At 64.0% G+C, this 18,785-nt stretch carries 15 protein-coding genes; 9 read left to right on the top strand and 6 right to left on the bottom strand.

Features of this window, described 5'->3' with window-relative positions:
* Positions 1-28: 28 nt before the first annotated feature.
* A complete protein-coding gene (locus AC1Q6Z_RS08960; protein WP_492647516.1) occupies positions 29-727 on the top strand; it encodes a class II aldolase/adducin family protein in 699 nt (232 codons plus the stop codon).
* Positions 728-748: 21 nt separating this feature from the next.
* On the top strand, positions 749-1,687 hold the full coding sequence (locus tag AC1Q6Z_RS08955) for a LysR family transcriptional regulator (protein WP_492647846.1): 939 nt from the start codon (positions 749-751) through the stop codon (positions 1,685-1,687).
* Positions 1,688-1,731: 44 nt separating this feature from the next.
* Here the strand turns inward: AC1Q6Z_RS08955 and AC1Q6Z_RS08950 are convergent, their stop codons facing one another.
* Positions 1,732-2,784, bottom strand: a complete 1,053-nt coding sequence (locus tag AC1Q6Z_RS08950) for an ABC transporter substrate-binding protein (RefSeq protein ID WP_492647515.1) — start codon at positions 2,782-2,784, stop codon at positions 1,732-1,734.
* Between the two features lie 256 nt (positions 2,785-3,040).
* On the opposite strand from AC1Q6Z_RS08950, the gene AC1Q6Z_RS08945 reads away from it, so the two are divergent.
* From AC1Q6Z_RS08945 to AC1Q6Z_RS08935, 3 genes are all read left to right on the top strand, one after another.
* Entirely contained in the window at positions 3,041-4,033 is a 993-nt protein-coding gene (locus AC1Q6Z_RS08945; RefSeq protein ID WP_435264744.1) for an ABC transporter substrate-binding protein, read from the top strand.
* A gap of 65 nt (positions 4,034-4,098) precedes the next feature.
* Entirely contained in the window at positions 4,099-5,823 is a 1,725-nt protein-coding gene (locus tag AC1Q6Z_RS08940; RefSeq protein WP_492647514.1) for an ABC transporter permease, read from the top strand.
* 15 nt (positions 5,824-5,838) lie between these two features.
* Positions 5,839-6,963 (top strand): ABC transporter ATP-binding protein, encoded by a 1,125-nt coding sequence (locus AC1Q6Z_RS08935; protein ID WP_492647513.1) that lies wholly within the window; start codon positions 5,839-5,841, stop codon positions 6,961-6,963.
* A 45-nt stretch (positions 6,964-7,008) separates the two neighbouring features.
* Here the strand turns inward: AC1Q6Z_RS08935 and AC1Q6Z_RS08930 are convergent, their stop codons facing one another.
* The gene (locus AC1Q6Z_RS08930; RefSeq protein ID WP_492647512.1) at positions 7,009-8,424 is read right to left on the bottom strand and encodes an aldehyde dehydrogenase family protein; all 1,416 of its coding nucleotides are present in this window, start codon (positions 8,422-8,424) and stop codon (positions 7,009-7,011) included.
* A 96-nt stretch (positions 8,425-8,520) separates the two neighbouring features.
* Between AC1Q6Z_RS08930 and AC1Q6Z_RS08925 the strand changes: the two genes are divergently transcribed.
* Complete coding sequence (locus AC1Q6Z_RS08925; protein WP_492647511.1) at positions 8,521-9,420, top strand: LysR family transcriptional regulator; 900 nt, start codon at positions 8,521-8,523, stop codon at positions 9,418-9,420.
* 4 nt (positions 9,421-9,424) lie between these two features.
* On the opposite strand, the gene AC1Q6Z_RS08920 is transcribed toward AC1Q6Z_RS08925, so the two are convergent.
* From AC1Q6Z_RS08920 to AC1Q6Z_RS08905, 4 genes are all read right to left on the bottom strand, one after another.
* Positions 9,425-10,387, bottom strand: a complete 963-nt coding sequence (locus AC1Q6Z_RS08920; protein ID WP_492647510.1) for an aminotransferase class IV — start codon at positions 10,385-10,387, stop codon at positions 9,425-9,427.
* 87 nt (positions 10,388-10,474) lie between these two features.
* A complete protein-coding gene (locus AC1Q6Z_RS08915) occupies positions 10,475-11,719 on the bottom strand; it encodes an aminotransferase class III-fold pyridoxal phosphate-dependent enzyme (RefSeq protein WP_492647509.1) in 1,245 nt (414 codons plus the stop codon).
* 54 nt (positions 11,720-11,773) lie between these two features.
* Positions 11,774-13,375 (bottom strand): ABC transporter substrate-binding protein, encoded by a 1,602-nt coding sequence (locus tag AC1Q6Z_RS08910; RefSeq protein WP_492647508.1) that lies wholly within the window; start codon positions 13,373-13,375, stop codon positions 11,774-11,776.
* A gap of 45 nt (positions 13,376-13,420) precedes the next feature.
* Positions 13,421-15,595 carry an alpha-ketoacid dehydrogenase subunit alpha/beta gene (locus AC1Q6Z_RS08905; RefSeq protein ID WP_492647507.1) on the bottom strand — a complete coding sequence of 725 codons (2,175 nt, stop codon included), beginning with the start codon at positions 15,593-15,595 and terminating at the stop codon, positions 13,421-13,423.
* A 127-nt stretch (positions 15,596-15,722) separates the two neighbouring features.
* Between AC1Q6Z_RS08905 and AC1Q6Z_RS08900 the strand changes: the two genes are divergently transcribed.
* From AC1Q6Z_RS08900 to AC1Q6Z_RS08890, 3 genes are read left to right on the top strand one after another with little or no spacing between them, the layout of a single operon-like run.
* Positions 15,723-16,868, top strand: coding sequence for an acyl-CoA dehydrogenase family protein (locus AC1Q6Z_RS08900; protein ID WP_492647506.1), 1,146 nt, complete (start codon positions 15,723-15,725; stop codon positions 16,866-16,868).
* A 2-nt stretch (positions 16,869-16,870) separates the two neighbouring features.
* Positions 16,871-18,127, top strand: a complete 1,257-nt coding sequence (locus AC1Q6Z_RS08895) for a four-carbon acid sugar kinase family protein (protein ID WP_492647505.1) — start codon at positions 16,871-16,873, stop codon at positions 18,125-18,127.
* Between the two features lie 12 nt (positions 18,128-18,139).
* Positions 18,140-18,784 carry a class II aldolase/adducin family protein gene (locus AC1Q6Z_RS08890; RefSeq protein WP_492647845.1) on the top strand — a complete coding sequence of 215 codons (645 nt, stop codon included), beginning with the start codon at positions 18,140-18,142 and terminating at the stop codon, positions 18,782-18,784.
* Position 18,785 lies beyond the last annotated feature (1 nt).

Here is an 18,785-nt window from a genome sequence, read left to right as displayed (position 1 = left end):
TTCATCACACAGGAGTTCCATGCTGCCCATGAGCCAGCACGTCAAACAGCGGCTGATCGAAGCCGGCCTTATCCTCGGCGATGCCGATCTCGGCGATTTCACCCGCGGCCATGTTTCCATCCGCGACCCCGAAAACCCCTCGCTGTTCTTCATGAAGCCGCACAGTCTCGGCTTCGAGGAGATCACGATGGAGAACATCGTGATCTGCAACCTTGATGGAGAAAAAGTCGGCGGGGGCGGGCGGCGCCACAGCGAGGTGTTCATCCATTCGGAAATCTACAAGGCGCGGCCGGACCTCAATTCGGTCATCCATTCTCATCCGAAATATGCGACGATCTGGTGCTCCTCCGAGCGCCCGTGGAAGATCGTGTCGCAGGCCTGCGTCGCCTTTTCGGATGGGCTTGGGTACTATCAGGACACCGTCAACCTCATCCGTTCGCCGGAAACCGGACGCGGCGTGGCCAGGGGGCTGGCAGGTCACAAGGTTGTGATGATGCGCGGCCACGGCGTGACCGTTACCGGCGTTTCGGTCGAGGAGGCCGTCATCCGCACGCTGACGCTGGAAAATGCCTGCCACGATCAGGTTCTCTGTCTTGCGATGGGCGGAGAGATCGTGGAGTTTGCCGCGGACGATATTGCAAGCCTGACCGCCAATCTCGATGGCCGCGAGCAATATGTCGTCAATTTCGACTATCTGGCGAGAAAGGCGAAACGACGCCTCTCGTAAACGGGAAGAGGAGATCCCGCCATCAACCTGAAACAGATCAACAATTTCATGAAATCGGTCGATGCGGGCAACATGACGAAGGCGGCCGAACAGCTGCATGTTTCGCAGACGGCGCTCGGCCTGCAAATCCGCAATCTGGAGACCATGCTGGGCGTCGAGCTGCTCGTGCGCCATTCGCGCGGCATCTCGATGACGGATGCCGGCCGTCTTCTCTATGAACGCGGCGTCGAGATCATGCGTCTCGTCGATGAAGCGCGGCGGGACGTCTCGGCTTTCAGCAAGTCCAGCCAGCAGGTCGTGTCGATGGGCCTGACGCCGAGCACGTTGCGCATGCTCGGTGCCGATTTCCTCGTCTCGGCCCATTCCGAACTGCCGGGTATATCGCTGCGCGTGGTGGAGGAACTGAGCTTCATCCTCATCGACCTCCTGATGCGCGACGAGATCGATATCGCACTCGCCTATGACGCTTCGGAAAATACCAGCGCCTTGCGCATGCCGTTGATGGAGGAGCGGCTGTTTTTCATCACGGCGCCGGGCGCGCCCTTTCCCGAAGGGCCGGTTCCCTTCAACGAAGTCATCGCCTCGAACCTGGCGCTGCCGGGCGACCGCGACAATGTCTGGCATGCCGTTCACCGCGCGGCGCGGAACTCAACGCTGCCGGTCAACATCCGCTTTTCCATCCAGTCCTTGGAAATGATCAAGACGCTGGTGGAGCAGGGCCATGCGACCAGCATTGTGCCCTATGGCGTGGTCAAACAGAAGATCGAGGAGGGCAAGATCGTCGCCCACCCGATCGAGAACCCGGAACTCGGCCGCACGCTCTATCTGATCGAGACGCCCGGCCGCCTGTCCGTCACGCAGGATGCGAAGCTGAAACTCTTCATCGATAGGCTGGTGGACACGCTTGCCGAGCGGCTGGGCGACGGCGCACGCGTGATCGGCCGTTGCAGCGAGCCATAAAAAGCGGGCCAGGAGCCCGCTTTTTACTGTCTGGTCCGTTCCGATCAATCCGGATTGCCGCGCACAATGATGCGATCGTAGAGCGGCTGCCATTTCTTGGCGTTGTCGAGCTTGTCCGCCGGGTCGGCGATCTTGATCTCGACGCCTTCCAGCGGCGATTTGACCTTCGTCGAGGTCGGCACGTAGTTGAGGCCAGCCAGAATGGCCTGTCCGTCGGTCAGCATGAACTCGGTGAAGAGGGCGGCCGCGTTCGGGTGCGGCGCGGTCTTCACGACGCCTGCACCGTTCGAGCGGGCGACGGCAGGCTCAAGTGCGAACCAGTCGATCGGCGCGCCGTCATTCTTCGCCTGCACCGGCATGTAGTTGTAGATCGTCAGGCCCATCGGGACTTCGCCGGCAACCACCAGATTGTTCAGCAGCGAATGGCCCTTGCGGATCGAAAGACCGTTGGTCCGCACGAGATTGCGGAAGTATTCCAGGCCCTTTTCCTCGCCCATCGTCTCGACGACGGTAGAGAACCAGTCGATGTTCTCGACCTCGTAGCCAAGCTTGCCCTTCCACTTCGGATCGAGCAGATCCTCGTAGGTCTTCGGCAGCTCTTCCTTGGTGATGAGGTCCGTATTGTAGCCCTGGACCCAGACGGAGAGCAGCGTGCTCACCCATTCGCTGTGCGCCGGCACGGCGCCCGGCACGAGTTCGGCGAAATGCGGCGAGACGATCTTCTGGAAGATGCCTTCGCGTTGCAGCGCTTCCATTTCCGGGGCGCTGATATGGATGAGGTCCACCGTTGCGCGGCCGGCCTTCTGCTCCTGCACAACGCGTTGCAGCACGTCGTCGCCGCTCGCCCGCCACACGGTCACCTTGATCCCGTATTTCTCCTCGAAGGGGCGGACCAGCGGGTCGACGTCCTTCTGGGCGATCGAGGTGTAGAGCATCAGCGAGCCCTCGGCCTTGGCGGCCTCCTCGAGCTTGGCGTCACGGTCGGGCGCCGTCGAGGTCAGAAGCGTCGAATCCTGCGCGGCGGCCGGCAAAACCAAGCCTGCCAGCGCAATGGCCGAAGCGGTCGCAAGCATCAGCAGGCGTCTATTGATCGTCATGTTTTCTCCTCCTGGTCGGCGCGACGTCTCCTCCTCGCGCCCTGTGATCCCACCCTTTCCGGCCGACCGATCGTCGGGGTCGTGGTTGAGAGTGGCCGGACCCTACACACAATGAATGGGGGCTAAAACAGCAAATATCTGCGCTCTGCCCCATGAAAATACTCTTGGTCACGGCCGCTGCTTTTGACTACTCGAAGGACAGCCGGGACACCGAGGAGACCCGCAATTGCTCATGAAAAATGGTGAGGAGACGACTATGGCCGATTTGCGTTTGACGATGGGGTGCTGGGATTACGACCGCACGCGTGGCGTCATGGACGGCTCGATCAAGCCCGACGGCATCAACCTGACGAGCCTCAACCTGCCGGTCGAAGAAACCTTCTTCCGCATGCTGCGCTACCGGGAATTCGATATCGCCGAGATGTCCTTGTCTTCGTATGTCGTTTCGCTGTTCAAGCCCGAGCGCGCCTTCGTCGCCATTCCGTTCTTTCCGTCGCGATACTTCCGCCATTCCTCGATCTACGTGAACGCGGATGCCGGCATCAACGAGCCGAAGGACCTGATCGGCAAGCGCATCGGCTGCCCGGAATACCAGATGACGGCGCCGGTCTGGATCCGCGGCGTGCTGTCGGACGAATATAACGTGCCGGTCGACAGCGTCACCTACTATACCGGCGGCGAGGAATCGCCGAACCGCAGCGAAAAGCTCAAGATTCAACTGCCGGACAACATCAAGCTGGAGCCGATCGGCCCCGAAAAGACGCTGGCCGCCATGCTGCGCGACGGCGAGATCGATGCGCTCTATACCGCCCGCAAGCCCTCGACCTTCAATTGCCGCAGCGGCAAGGTGCGGCGCCTGTTTCCCGACTATGTCGGCATCGAGCGCGACTATTATGCCCGCACCGGCATATTTCCGATCATGCACACGGTTGTGATCCGCCGGGAAATCTACGAAAACAATCGCTGGGTCGCGCAATCGATCTTCAAGGCGCTCAACCAGTCGCAGCGCAAGACCTATCAGGATCTGCGCGAGACGGCCGCTCTCAAGACCATGCTGCCCTGGGCGATGGCGCATTTCGAGGAAGCCGAAGGCGAGATGGGCGCGGATTTCTGGCCGAACGGCTTCGAGAAGAACCGGAAGGTGCTCAATACCTTCCTGCGCTACTCCTACGAACAGGGCCTTTCCAAGCGGCAGCTGGACGCGGAGGAGATTTTCGCACCGGAGACGCTCGACGCATTTGTAATCTGATTGCAGCCCTTGGGTTGCCGACGTGCGCTGCCTGAGGGCGGCCTGTCCACTGGGAGGAGGACGATATGGCGATGATGACGCCGACAAACGAGGCCATGGGCCTGCCGGGCCGGGTGATGCGCCGGCTCGATACGAAATGGTTCGTCATTGGCGGAGCGACCCTTGTCGTCGCCTGGCTGACGCTCATTCCGCTCGGTTTCCTGCTATGGCAGAGCTTTCACTCGACCGGCACGATGCAGGAGCCGGCGGTTCTCACCATGGAGAACTACATTACCGCGTTTGAAAGCGCGGAATCGCTGGTTCTCATGGGCAATTCGCTGCAATTCGCGTTCCTGACCGCCGCCTTCGCGCTGGTGGTGGGCACGTTCTTCGCCTGGGTGAACGAGCGCACGAACACGCCCTTCAAGTCGCTGTTCTTCGCCATGTCGATCATCCCGCTGATCATTCCAGGCATCCTGTTCACCGTGTCCTGGATCATGCTGGCAAGCCCGCAGATCGGCATCCTGAACAAGGTCTTCGGCAGCTGGTTCAACATCTATTCGATGGCCGGCATGGTGTGGGTCGACGGCCTGCACTATGCGCCCGTCGCCTTCCTGCTGGTGACGGCGGCGTTCCGCTCCATGGACCCGTCGCTCGAAGAGTCGGCGATGATGAGCGGCGCATCGGTGGTGCAGACGGCCTTCAAGGTCACGCTGAAGCTCGCCTGGCCGGCTATCCTCGCCGCCTTCATCATCCTGTTCATCCGCGCAATCGAATCCTTCGAAGTGCCGGCCCTTCTCGGCCTGCCGATCGGCCTGCGCGTCTTCACCTCGGCGATCTACGACGCGGTACACAGCTACCCGAGCAATATCGGGCTCGCCTCGGCCTATGCGGTGGTGCTGCTTTTGATCACTTCCGTCGGCATCTACTACCAGTCCCGGCTGTCGAACCAGGGCAGCAAATATTCGACCGTCACCGGCAAGGGTTTTCGCCCGCGCGTCGCGGATATCGGGCGCTGGCGCTATCTCACCGGCGGGATCTTCATCCTCTATGTCATCCTGGTGGTGGGGCTGCCGTTCCTGGTGCTGCTTTGGGCATCGCTGCAACGCTACTATTCGGTGCCGTCGTGGAACGCCGTGCAGCACCTGTCCTTCAATGCCTATGTCAAGGTTCTCGCCTATCCGGGCTTCTACACGGCCGTCTGGAACAGCGTGAAGCTCGCGCTCGGTGGCGCCACCATCGTCATGCTGCTCACCTCGATCATCTGTTGGATCACCATCCGCACGAAGATCCAGGGCCGCTGGCTGCTCGATGTGCTCGCCTCGCTGCCGCTGGTCTTCCCCGGCATCGTGCTTGGCCTGTCGCTGATGGTGTTCTACCTGAATTTCGACATCGGCATCTATGCCACGCTGTGGATCATGCTGATGGCCTATGTCATCAAGTTCCTGCCCTACGGCATGCGCTACAATTCGACGTCCATGGTGCAGATCCACAAGGAGCTGGAGGAATCCGCGGCGATGAGCGGCGCCTCCTGGCTGATGACCTTCCGCCGGGTCGTGCTGCCGCTGATGAAGCCGGGCCTCATGGCCGGCTGGATCTATATCATCGTCGTCTCCGTGCGGGAACTGTCGAGCTCGATCCTGCTCTACAGCCCGGGCAACGAAGTCATCTCGATCATGATCTGGGAGTTCTGGCAGAATGGCCAATATGTGGAATTGTCCGCCTTCGGCGTGATGATGATCACCGCGCTCTTCTGCTTCATCATGCTCGTGCAATCGGTTTCGAAGCGCTTCGGCGTCAAGGGAATGTAATCTGGGAGTGAGGCCATGCTAACCATCGAAAATCTGAGCACCGTCTATCAATCGCCATCGGCAAAACCGGTGCTCGCCGCAAGCGACGTCAACTTCTCGGTTCCCAAGGGCCGGCTCTTCACGCTGCTCGGCCCGAGCGGCTGCGGCAAGACGACGACGCTGCGCTCCATCGCCGGCCTGGAACGGCCGACGACCGGGGTCATCACCGCCGGCAACCGGGTCGTCTTTTCCGGCGATTCCAACATCTTCATCGCGCCCAACCGGCGCCAGTTCGGCATGGTCTTCCAGTCCTACGCGATCTGGCCGCATATGAGTGTCTTCGAGAACGCCGCTTTTCCGCTGCGCGTGCGCAGCAAGCGGCTGCCGGAAAAGGAGATCAAGGACAAGGTGATGAAGATGCTCGCCGCCGTGTCGCTGGATCACCTTGCCGAGCGGCAGGCGACGCAGCTTTCGGGTGGCCAGCAGCAGCGCCTGGCGCTGGCCCGCGCGCTGGTAATGGAACCGGAACTGCTGCTGCTCGACGAGCCGCTCTCCAACCTCGACGCCAAGCTGCGCGAAAAGATGCGTTTCGAATTGAAGAAGATCCAGCGCGAACTCGGCATCACCACGATCTACGTGACCCACGACCAGAGCGAGGCCTTGGCCTTGTCGCATGAGATCGCCGTGATGAACCAGGGCAAGATCGTGCAGATCGGCTCGCCGCGCGACATCTACGAACGCCCGAAGACGGCCTTCGTCGCGGATTTCATCGGCAGCACCAACTTCATCGAGGGCGTTATTCGCGACCGCTCCGACCGTGGCTACATCGTCGATAGCGCGATCGGCTCGCTTGCCGCCGATCGCAAGGACGATCTGACCGTCGGCACGGCGGTGTCGCTGTCGATCCGCCCGGAGGACCTGCGCCTCTCCGAGACGCCGCCGACGGACACCAATCACACGGTGATCCAGGGCACGGTCTCCGCCAAGGTCTTCCTCGGCGAATGCATCGACTTCAAGATCATGGTCAACGACGTGGAGCTGCTCGCCCGCTGTCACCCGTCGATCCGCACGCCGGTCGGCGGCACGATCTACATGTCCGTCGATCCGTTGAAATGCGCGATCCTGAACGGCTCCGCATCCCGGACCGCCAGCCTCCACTAGGCAGGAGCCGGCATGTCGCCCGGCCGGGCGACATGCCGCAGACCCTCAGCCGAGGATCGCCTTCGGTTCAAGGAAGGCTTCCAGGCCGAAGGCGCCGAACTCGCGGCCGATGCCGGAGTGCTTGAAGCCGCCGAATGGCGCGCGCGGATCCATCGGCGCCTCGTTCAGCACGACGCGCCCGGCTTCGAGCTCGCGTGCGACACGGCGCATGCGATCGCCGTCGGTTCCCAGCACATAGGATTGCAGGCCATAGTCGGTGTCGTTGGCGATGGCGATCGCCTCCGCCTCATCGTGGTAGGCGATGACGCTCAGGACTGGGCCGAAAATCTCTTCACGGGCAATCCGCATGTCGTTCGTCACGCCCGTAAAGACCGCCGGGCGCACGAACCAGCCGCGATCCTGGCCTTCGGGGCGACCTTCGCCACCGGCGAGCAGGGTTGCGCCTTCTTCCTGGCCAAGCCGGATGTAGGACTGCACGCGCTCCCATTGTTTGGCGCTGACCATCGGGCCGATATCCGAAGCAGGGTCGCTGGAGGGACCGGCCCTCAACCCGGAAACGGCCGCGGCAAGGCGAGACGACACCTCCTCGTAGCGATGGGCCGGAACCAGCAGGCGCGTGCCGGCGATGCAGGCCTGCCCGCTGTTGCGGAAGGCCGAGGTCAGGATGTGCGGGATCGCCTGGTCCAGATCGGCATCGTCGAGAAGGATCTGCGGCCCCTTGCCGCCAAGCTCCAGCGTCACACGCTTGAACGTCTCGGCGGCGGCGCGAAGGATGGTGCGGCCCGTCGCGGTGGAGCCGGTGAAGCTGATCTTGGCGATATCCGGGCTCTGCGTCAGCGCCGTGCCGACGACGTGGCCATAACCGTTGACGATATTGAGCACGCCGCGGGGCAGGCCCGCCTCGTGCAACGCCTCCGTCACGGCCTGGGTCTGGAGCGCGCTCATTTCGGACGGCTTGATGACGATGCTCGTGCCGGCCGCAATCGCCGTGGCGAGCTTGGAGCAGATGAAGCCGATATCGCTGTTCCACGGCGTGATCGCGGCGGCGACGCCCACCGGTTCCATGATCACGTCGGTATTGCCGATGCGGCGGGTGAAGGCATAGTCCGCGACGGTCCTGGCGGCCATCTCGAACACCCCGGCGGCATAGGTCACCGAGAAAGCGAGGAACGATTGCGGTGCGCCATATTCCGTGGCCATCGCCTCCGTCAGCGCTTCGGCTCTCGCCGCCACCGCGTCGCGCAAAGCATGCAGCATTTCGATGCGCTCGGCGGGGCTCGTGCGGCGCATGGCGGGGAAGGCGCGCTTGGCGGCGGCGATCGCCGCATGCGCATCCTCGACATCGCCGAGCCGGACCTCGCCGATCTTTTCTTCCGTTGCGGGATTGAAAAGGTCGAAGCGCTCCGTGCCATGCGGGGTGACGAAGGCGCCGTCGATATAGATCTGCTCAATGGCTTTCATGATGCGGTCTCCTGATTTGACAGGGAGGATATGCATCCGATCGATCATCAGGATAAGATCACCAATCGCCAACAGCTTGATAAGGTGAATAGCGCAATGAAGGCCAGCCTGCCCGAACTGGAAGCGGTGACGACGATCGCGCGGCTCGGCGGTTTTCGCGCCGCCGCGCGGGAACTCGGTGTCTCGTCGTCGGCGCTGAGCCACGCCGTCTCGACGCTGGAGGCGCGCCTCGACGTGCGGCTCTTCAACCGGACGACCCGGTCGGTGGTGCTGACCGCCGCGGGCGAAGCTTTCGTGGCCGAGATCGCGCCGGCGCTCGCCGCCATAGACAGCGCCGTCGAGCGGGCGACCGTGTCGCAGACGCGCCCGACTGGCACGCTGCGGCTGAACACGTCGCTGGGCGCGGCGCGCATGCTCCTGAAGCCGCTGCTTCTCGAATATCTCCGCCGTTATCCCGACATGGCGCTGGAAGTGGTGACGGACAATGCCCTGGTGGATATCGTTGGCCAGGGTTTCGATGCCGGTTTCCGGCTGGCCGAGGCGGTTCCGCCGGATATGATCGCAATACCGATCCTTCGCCAGGCGCGTATGGTCGTCGTCGGCGCGCCGGGCTATTTTCAGGGCAGAGACGTCCCGCGCCAGCCGGCCGATCTCAAACACCACCAGTGCATCCGCGCGCGCATGGCGAGCGGCCGCATCTATCACTGGGAGTTTTCCCTCCACGGGGAAAATGTCGAGATCGACGTTCCGGGGCCGCTGATCCTCGACGAAAGCGGGCTGATGCTGGATTCCGTGCTGGAAGGGGCGGGCATTGCCTATCTCTCGGACTTCGCGGTGCGCGAACACCTCGCCGCCGGCCGGCTCATACAAATGCTGGACGACTGGACGCCGCCCTATGACGGCCTCTGCCTCTATTATCCCGGCCGCCGCCACGTCCCGGCAAAACTGCGCGCCCTCATCGACCTCGTCCGGGCACTGCCGCTCGACCAGGATTAAAGCGTCAGGCGTAGTCGATCGCGAAACTCAGCTCCGGGTCGGAATGGGCGTCCCAATAGCCCTTCCACAGCGCCTTGCTGATCGGGCCGACCTCGCCATTGCCGACCGGCTGGCCGTCCAGCGTGGTGATCGGCATGACGCCGCCGGCGGTGGTGACGAAGAGGATTTCGTCGCACTGATAGGCGAGTTCCACGGGCACGTCATCGATCGTCGAGGGGTAGCCGAGCTTTTCGGCGACGGCGAGCACGGACTTGCGTGTCACGCCCTCCAGCACGCCCTTCTTCGGCGTGTAGAGCTTGCCGTCCTTGATGAGGATGACGTTGAAGCCGGAGCCTTCGGTGAGGTTCGCGTCGCCATCCGTCAGGATCGGATACATCGCGCCGCGGTCGCGCGCCTCCAGCAGGCCGCGGGTGAAGTCGCCCCATTGCAGGTTCTTGACGGTCGGGTCGATCGCGCCCGGCGGTACGCGGCGCACGGTGCGGGTGATGACGGCGGTGCCGCCGGTCTTCTGCGTCGCCTCGTCCATGACCCAGAGATAGGGCATGACCATGAGGTAGCAGAAATTGTCGCATTCCTCCGGGGCGTATTGGCGGACGAAGCGCAGGCCGCGCGTCACGATCATCATGACATAGGCGTCGCGGATGCCGCTCTTCGCCGTCATCTCGACCAGCCGGTCGCGGATTTCCTGCCGGCCGAGCGGGCTCTTCAGCCGAAGCTGGGCGCAGCTCTTCTCGAAGCGGTCGATATGGTCGTCGAGCCGGAAGAACCTTCCGTTCCATACCGCGGGGACGTCATAGGTCAGGTCGGAATGGAGGAAACCCTGATCGAGGATCGGAATGCGCGCCTCGTTCAGCGGCACGTATTCGCCGGAAATATAGGCGATACCCTTCGCGAAAGGGTTTTCGCTTGCCGCGAGCGCTTCTACACGCTGGCGATAGTCCGTGAAGATGTGGTCCGTGTAGGACATGCTACGCGCTCCTCAAAAGGGGAATGGTCGTGCGCCCTCACGCGCTGTCCGCAGGGACGGCGCGTGAGACTTGCAAAGCAGCGTGGTTCAGGCCGCGAGGATGCCCGCGGAAACGATGTCGGCAAAGGCTCCGTCGGCGGCTTCCAGCGCCCGGTCGATATCGTCCGGCGTATGGGCGGCGCACAGGAACATGTTGTGCTTGGGGTGCAGGTAGATGCCGTGCCGCAGGGCCGCCGCGCAGAAGGCGTTGGCAATCCTCAGGTCCTGGTCGCCGTCGAACAGCACCATCGGCATCTGCGCCGGTCCCGTCTGCCTGAGCGTGAAGCCGTGGCGGGCGGAGATCGTCGAAAGGCCGGTGCGAAAACGTTCGCCCATCGCTTCGGTATGGGCCAGCGCATCGCTGTCGCGCAGGATCTTCACGGTCTTGACCGCGGCCGCCATGGCGGCGGAGCCGTACCAGAAAGAGCCCGTGGTGAAGATTTTTCCAGCACCATCCCGGAAACGCTCCGAACCAGCGACGGCAGCGAGTGGCCAGCCATTGGCGATGGCCTTCGAATAGGCCGCGAGGTCCGGCTTCACGCCATACCGCGCCCAGCTTCCGCGCACATCAAGCCGGAAACCGGCGCGCACGTCATCGAGGATCAGGGCCGCACCCGTCCGGTCGCAGGCGGCGCGGGCATGGGCCAGGAAGGCCTTCTCCGGCAGATGCTGGTCCTTGCCGACATCGTGCTTGAAGGCGGTGAGCAGGATACCGGCGAGATCGTCGCCAGCCTCCGCGATTGCGGCATCGAGGCTCGTGATGTCGTTGTAATCGAAGAGGATGAGATGGGCGCGATCCTCCGACGTCACGCCGACGAGCGACGGCGAGCACCACGGAACTGCGCCATGATAGGCGCCGCGCGCGACGAGAATCTTGCGGCGGCCGGTGGCGGCGCGCGCGATGGTCACGCAGACGGTCGTGGCGTCGGTGCCGTTCTTCTGGAAGAGCGTCCAGTCGGCGTGGTCCAGTGTATCGACCAGAAGTTCGGCCAGTTCCACCATCGTATCCGTGGGGCCGTTGCCGATATCGCCCTTGTCCATCTGGGCCAGAGCGGCGGCGTCCACCTCGGCATGGCGATAGCCGAGCACGTTCGGCCCCCAGGCGCACATGAAGTCGATATATTCGTTGCCGTCCGCATCCCAGACGCGGCAGCCTTCCGATTTCGAAAAGAACTGCGGGTAATCCGGCCCGATCGCCCGGGTCGCCATATGGCCCCACACACCGTTCGGCACGACGCGGCGGGCGCGTTCCAGGAGTTCGGTGTCGCGGCTGTTCAGCAGTCTCGCTGTCATCTTGCTCTCCAATAGTGGCCGGGAGAGGCGTTTCCCCCCCTCCCGAATAGGCGATCAGTTCGAGATTTCGGCGAGTGGCAGGTTGCAGCAGGCGCTGTAGCGAACGCCCTTGACGCTCGGGCTGTGCGCCAGGATGAGGTCCGGGCTGACCATCGGGATGATGATCCGGGCCTTCGCCATCTGCTCGCCGGCTTCGAACCACAGCTTTTCCGCTTCCTCGACGGAGGGAGCGGCGAGCGCCTGTTCGCGAAGCTTGGCGGTTTCCGCGTTGATGAACGACGGATCGACCTCGCCGCCGGCGCGCTTCGCCCAGACGGAGCCTTCCGACAGGCCGAAGACGTCGACATATTGCGAGGTGCCGAAGAAGTCGGGCGCGAAGAAGACGGCCGTCAGCGGGATATGATCGCCATTGGCCGCCTCACGCCAGTTGGCGAAGGGAACCGGCGAAAGCTCGACCGTGATGCCGACCTTGGCGAGATCCTGCTGGATCTTCTGCATCATCAGCGAGAAATCGACGCCATAGACGTTCATGTCCGGATAGATCGACTTCAGCGTGAAGCCGTCACCGGCTCCGGCCGCGGCAAGCAATTCCTTGGCGCGATCCGGGTTGTAGGCGGGGATTTCGTGGCCATCGCCACCGGGGAAACCGAGCGGGATCGGCGAGGCAATCGCCCGGCCGGCGCCGCCGACGGTGAAGTCGATCAGCGAGGTGCGGTCGATGGCGATCGAGATCGCTTCGCGCACTTCCGGCGTCAGCTTGACGGTGTTCGCCTTGGCGCCCGGCGAAAGGGCGATGTAGACGAAGTTGTAGGACGGCACCTTCTCCACGACGACGTCGCTGCCTTCGAGCGTCTTGGCGGTTTCCGGGTCGATCTGCATGGCGATGTCGGCGGAGCCGGACTGCAGCATCTGCGCCTGCGCGACGGCGTCCTTGACCTGGCGGAAGATGACCTCCGGCAGGACGGGGGCCTTGCGCCAATAGTTCTCGTTGCGCTTCAGGCGCAGCTCGGAATTCGGCTCGTAGGAGGCCAGAACGAACGGCCCGCTGCCGGCGGAATTGCTGAGGAACCAGTTTTCCGACGTGTCCTTGTCGACGGCCGTCGCATCGGCAAGCGCACCGTTTGCGCTTGCGACATCGCTGTTGATGATGCCGAGGAAGCCGGCGGCCGCCTGGTTGAGGAATTCCGAATTCGGCGCGGCCAGCTTGACGATGACCGTCTGCGCATCGGGGATCTCGATCGAGCTGATCGGATCGGCGATGAAGGCGCCGTTGCCCTTGATGTTCTTCAGCCGCTCGAACGACCATTTCACATCCTTCGCCTCGACCGGCGAACCATCGGAAAATTTTGCCGCGGGGTCGAGCTTGAAGGTCAGCTGGGTCTGTTCCTTGTTGACCTCCCAGCTCGAGGCGATCAGCGGCTGCACCTTGTTGTCCTTGTCGAGCGTGACGAGCTGCTCGTAGACGGAGGTGTTGTAGATCTGGCAGGTGTCGCACCAGGCGCGTGCCGGGTCGAGCGAGTTGACGTCCATGTCACGCGCGATGACAAGCGCACGCTCTTGCGCTGACGCCTGCTGGACCGGCCCGCCCAGCATGGTGGCGGAGAGGGCGAGGGTGAGAAAGGCCAGTCTGGATTTCGACAGAAGAAGTCGTTTCATCGGTTGGATACCTCCAGTTTGATGGGCCGCGGTTGCCCTGTTCCACTATTTTTCCGCAATTCGAAGCAGTGCGTTCTTGACGTCGGCGACTGTTGCGAGCGCCGCGCGGTTGAGAGCCGCGGAAACCGTAGGGGCGGCAAGCCCTCCGGTGACGCGCAGGATTTCGTGGTCGAGACAGTCGAAAAAGCGTTCCTGGATTTCGGCCGCCCAGGTGCCGCCCATCGAAAGGCTGCGGGCGGTCTGCTCGGCGATGACGACGCGTCCCGTCTTGTCGATGGATTGGCCGATCAGCGCCCAGTCGATGCCATGGTGGTCGATATTGCGCAGGTCGATGACCTCCGCGTCGATGCCCGTCTCTTCCGCAGCCTTGACCGCGTTCTGGACCATGACGGAGGTGGCGAGCACTGTGCAGGCGCTGCCGGGTCGCACGATGCGCGCCGAGCCGAAGGGGATGTAAAAATCCCGGTCGCCGGCCGGCACGTCGAATTCCTTCTGGTAGAGTTCCGTATGCTCGAAGACGACGACGGGGTCGTCGCAGGCGAGGGCGGAATTCATCAGGCCGATATAGTCGAAGGCGTTGGACGGCGTGACGATGCGCCAGCCGGGGAACATGCCGAACAGCGCGGACGGATCGCCCGAATGCTGCGAGCCGTAGCCGGTGTGCGGAGAGATGCGCACGCGCATGACGATGGGTACGGGAAAGCCGTCGCCGAACATGTGGCGCACCTTGCCCACGCCATTGGCGATCTGGTCGGCGGCGGTGAAACAGAAATCGCCGAACATGATCTCGACGACAGGACGCAGCCCGTTGAGCGCCGCGCCGAGTGCCACGCCCGTAAAACCGTTTTCGGCGATCGACATCGGCAGCACGCGCTCGGGCCAACGCTCCAGCGCGCCCTTGGTGAAGCCGCTGACGCCGCCGCGCATCTGGTGGGCGTCCTCGCCCATGACGATGATGCGCGGGTCGCGCGCCATCGCGGCGGCCAACGTCTCGGAGGCGGCAGTGACAAATTTCACCTTCTCGATGGCGTCGGGCCGCATGTCGTCGTGATCGAGCATGCGCTTGCCGGCGAGTTCGGAGAGGTCGCCGAGAATGCCATTGTCGCGTGTGGCCGGGTCCGGCCAGAGGCCTTCGGGGATTCGCAGCGTGTTTCCGCCGGGGACCGGCTCCGTCAGTCGCCCGGCTGCGGCGGCGACGCGATCGGTCACCAGCGCGTCGATGCGCGCGAACTCGTCCGGTGAGAGCAGGCCGAGGGTGGTGAGGCGGGCTTCGGCGAGGGCGATCGGGTCGCGCTCGCGCCACGCGGCTTCCTCTTCCTTCGTGCGGTAGCCGAAGTCGCTGCCGCTGCGGGAGCCGGACTGGTGGAAATGGCGGTAACAGAGGGCTTCGACCACCACGGGACCGCCGGTCTCGCGGATGATGCGGCGCGCCTCGACCATCGCCCGGTGTACAGCGACAACGTCCATGCCGTCGCATTCGATCGAGGCGATGCCGAGCATCGCGCCGCGCGACGACAGGCGCGTCTCGCGCGTCACGTCGGAAATATGGGTGGCGACGCCGTAGAGATTGTTCTCGATGAAGAAGATCACCGGCAGGCTTTGCGCGGCTGCGATGTTCATCGCTTCGTAGCTGGCGCCGTTCTGGGCGGCGCCATCGCCGAAGAAGGCGACGGAGATGTGGTCGCGGCCGAGCATCTTGTCGGCGAGCGCATAACCCGCCGCGTGGGGCGGGTTGCCGCCGACGATGGCCGATGTGCCGACGACGCCGGCACCGGCGAAACGCATATGCATGGAGCCGCCGCGGCCGCCGCAATAGCCGGGCGTCAGGCCCATGATTTCCGCCATGAAGCGATAGATCGCCTCGTCCATGCCAGGCGCGAAATCATCCGTGCGGATATCGAAACCATCCGGAACCGACGGATTGAGCAGTTTCAGCAGCACCTGGTGGTGGGCGCGGTGCGTGCCGTTGATCTTGTCGTCGGTGCCGAGCGCGGACATGGCGCCGACGGCACCCGCTTCCTGACCGATGCTGGCATGGGCCGGACCGTGGATCAGGCCGGCCTTTTCCAGATCGAGCAGCTTTTCCTCGAACCGGCGGATCAGGAGCATCTGGCCGTACCAGTGGATCAGATCCTGAGCCTGTTCCCCGCTCCAGTCCGCTTCGTCCAGTTCCAGCCGGAACCAGGGCGCGGAAGGGGCGAGGGGTATCTGGCGTGCCATTCGTGTCCTCGGCTTCGTTTTTCGTTTATGGAAATAAATTCCGATTTCTGTTGAATGGCACACTAAGCTGTGCCAGCCTTTGGATGCAACAGAAATTTTCGTGAGCTGCCAAAGAGGAAGAAAAGCGATGATCCGGGACGCCGGAGTGCTGAACGCGCTGGTTGAGGTGGTGCGCCGGTTCGTGCGCGAACGCCTGCTGCCGGCGGAGGCGCGCGTGGAGGAAGACAACGCCATTCCGCCGGAAATCATTGCGGAAATGCGCACGCTCGGCCTCTTCGGCATGTCCATTCCGGAAGAGCATGGCGGGCTTGGCGTGACGATGGAGGAGGAGGTGCTCGTCGCCTTCGAGCTCGGTTACGCGTCCCCCGCCTTCCGCTCGGTCATCGGCACGAACAACGGCATCGGCTCGCAAGGCATCATCGTCGATGGCACGGAGGCGCAGAAGCGCTATTGGCTGCCGCGCATGGCGACGGGCGAGGTCATCGGCTCCTTTGCGCTCACCGAACCCGATGTCGGATCCGACGCCGGCTCCGTGAAAACCACGGCGAGACGGGACGGCGACCACTATGTCCTCAACGGCACGAAACGCTACATTACCAACGCTCCTGTGGCCGATGTCTTCACCGTCATGGCGCGCACCGGCAGGCCGGGGCCGGCGGGCGTCACCGCCTTCCTCGTGCCGAAGGACAGCCCCGGCCTCAGCCTCGGCCCGGTCGACAGGAAGATGGGGCAGCGCGGCACCCGCACCTGCGACGTCATCTTCGACAATTGCCGGATTGCAGCCGACAGCGTCATCGGCGGCATAGAGGGCGTGGGTTTCAAGACGGCGATGAAAGTTTTGAACCGCGGGCGCCTGCATATTTCGGCGGTTTGCGTGGGCGCGGCCGAGCGGCTGTGCGACGAGGCCGTGCGCTTTGCCCGAGAGCGTGTGCAGTTCGGCAAGCCGATCGCCGAACACCAGCTCATCCAGGCCATGCTGGCCGACAGTTCGACGGAAGCCTTTGCCGGGCGCGCCATGGTGCTGGAGGCGGCCCGCCAGTTCGACAGGGGCGAGCGGGTCATCCAGCAGGCGGCGAGCGCAAAGCTGTTCTGCTCGGAAATGGTCGGGCGCGTCGCGGATCGCGCGGTGCAGATCCACGGCGGCGCCGGCTACATGCAGGACTACCCGGTGGAGCACTTCTACCGCGATGTCCGGCTGTTCCGGCTCTACGAGGGCACCTCGCAGATCCAGCAGATCATCATCGCCCGCGAAATGCTGAACGCCGAGGCCTGACCATGCAGCGAGCCCTTGGAATCGTCGCGGATGATTTTACCGGCGCCCTCATGGTCGCCGGCTATCTGGAGGGGGCCGGCATTCACTGTCCCGTGCTTTTCAGCCCTGACGCCGAAATCCCGCCCTCGGCGGTCGTGATCGCGGGCACGCGGGCGCGCACCGTGCCCGTCGCGGATGCGCTTGGCGAAGTTGGCCGGTTTGCCGATGCGTTCACCCGCGCCGGCTGCAAGCGCCTGGCCTACAAGGCCTGCGCCACGTTCGATTCCACGGAGGACGGCAATATAGGCCCTGTCGCCGATTATCTCGCCGATCGCGCGGGCGTGCGGCCGGTGCTGATGAGCGCCGGATTTCCGCGCTTCGGCACGACGGTGCATCAGGGCTACATGTTCTATCGCGGCCGTCTCGTTTCTGAATCGATCAAGCGCTTCGATCCGCTGACCCCCATGTCCGACCCCGACCTCGTGCGCTTCCTGGGACGGCAGACGCCGCATCGGATCGCGCTCCTGAGCCACGCGGTTCTTCGCCAGGGCACGGATGCAGCGATCGGCGCCATCGAATCCTTTGCCGCCGACGGTGTGGGCCACGTCTTCCTCGATACGACGGATGACGGCGACGTCGAGGTCGCGGCGGATGTCGCGGCCGCGATGAGCCGCGTCGTCGTCGCCAGCGATCCGCTGATCATCGACTATGCGATCCGCCTCGGCCGCGCCGAGCAACTGGCTCCGGTCCCCTGGCCGCGGCATGTCGATGGACCCACGGCGGTGCTGGCAGGGAGCGTCGGCCCTGTCATGCTGGCGCAACTTGCGGCCTTTTCCGCGCGCTATCCCGTGCTGACGCTGGATTTGCTCGATCCGGCGGGGGAGGACGGACTGATTTCCAAGGCGCTCGACTGGGCGTCCGGCCGGATCGGCTCAGAACCCCTGGCCATCTCGACGTCGGTCGGGCCGGAAGAGGTCGCCGCCGTGCAGGCGGCCTTCGGCGCGGTTGGGGCTGCCCGTCGCGCCGAGCGTATTTTCGGCGCCATTGCCAGAGGGTTGCGCGATCGCGGAGTTCGCCGGTTCGTCGTCGCAGGCGGCGAGACCTCGGGCGCTGTCGTCAATGCGCTCGATATCACCTCCGTTCGCGCCTTGCCGGAGGGCGCGCTGGGGACCGGATTCTGCGTTTCACCGGGACCTGTGCCGCTTTCGCTTTATCTCAAACCCGGCAAGCTCGGCGCAGACGATATCCTGCTGCGGGCAATCGAAGACATGAACCGATAGGAGTGGACGATGATGGACGAAGCTGCGGCGAGAACGGCGCTGGTCGAGGCGAGCCGGCGGTCGGTGGCGATCGGGCTCAACAGCGGAACGGTCGGCAATTTCAGCGTGCGCCATGGGGCAGGCATGCTGATCACGCCAACGGGCATCGTGCCCGATGACCTCAGGCCGGAGCAGATCGTTTCGATGGAGTTCGGCGGGACATGGGCCGGCGACTGGCGGCCGTCCTCGGAATGGGCGATCCACGGCCGGCTGTACGAGACGACCAATGCGGGCGCCGTCGTCCACGCCCATCCCGACCATTGCGTGGCGCTCGCCGCGCTGCGCCAGCCGATCCCGCTGTTCCACTACATGATCGCCGGCTTCGGCGGCAGCGAAATACCGTGCGCGGACTATGCCTGCTTCGGCAGCGCGCCGCTGGCGGAAACCGTGATCGCCGCGATGGGCACGACCTATTCCGCCTGCCTGATGGCCAACCACGGCGCGGTCACGATCGGACCCGACGTCGCCACCGCACTGGCGCGGGCGGAAAAGCTGGAAATGCTGGCGCGCCAGTACCTGCTTGCCCGTTCGATCGGCGAGCCGGTGCTGCTGACGCCGGCGGAGCTGGAAGACGTGTGCGCCCGCTACGGCACCTATGGCCAGCAGGCGAAGCGCTGAG

Source organism: Shinella sp. GW835-FHT14H05, assembly GCF_058793575.1.
This window is presented reverse-complemented; position numbering and strand designations above follow the sequence as displayed.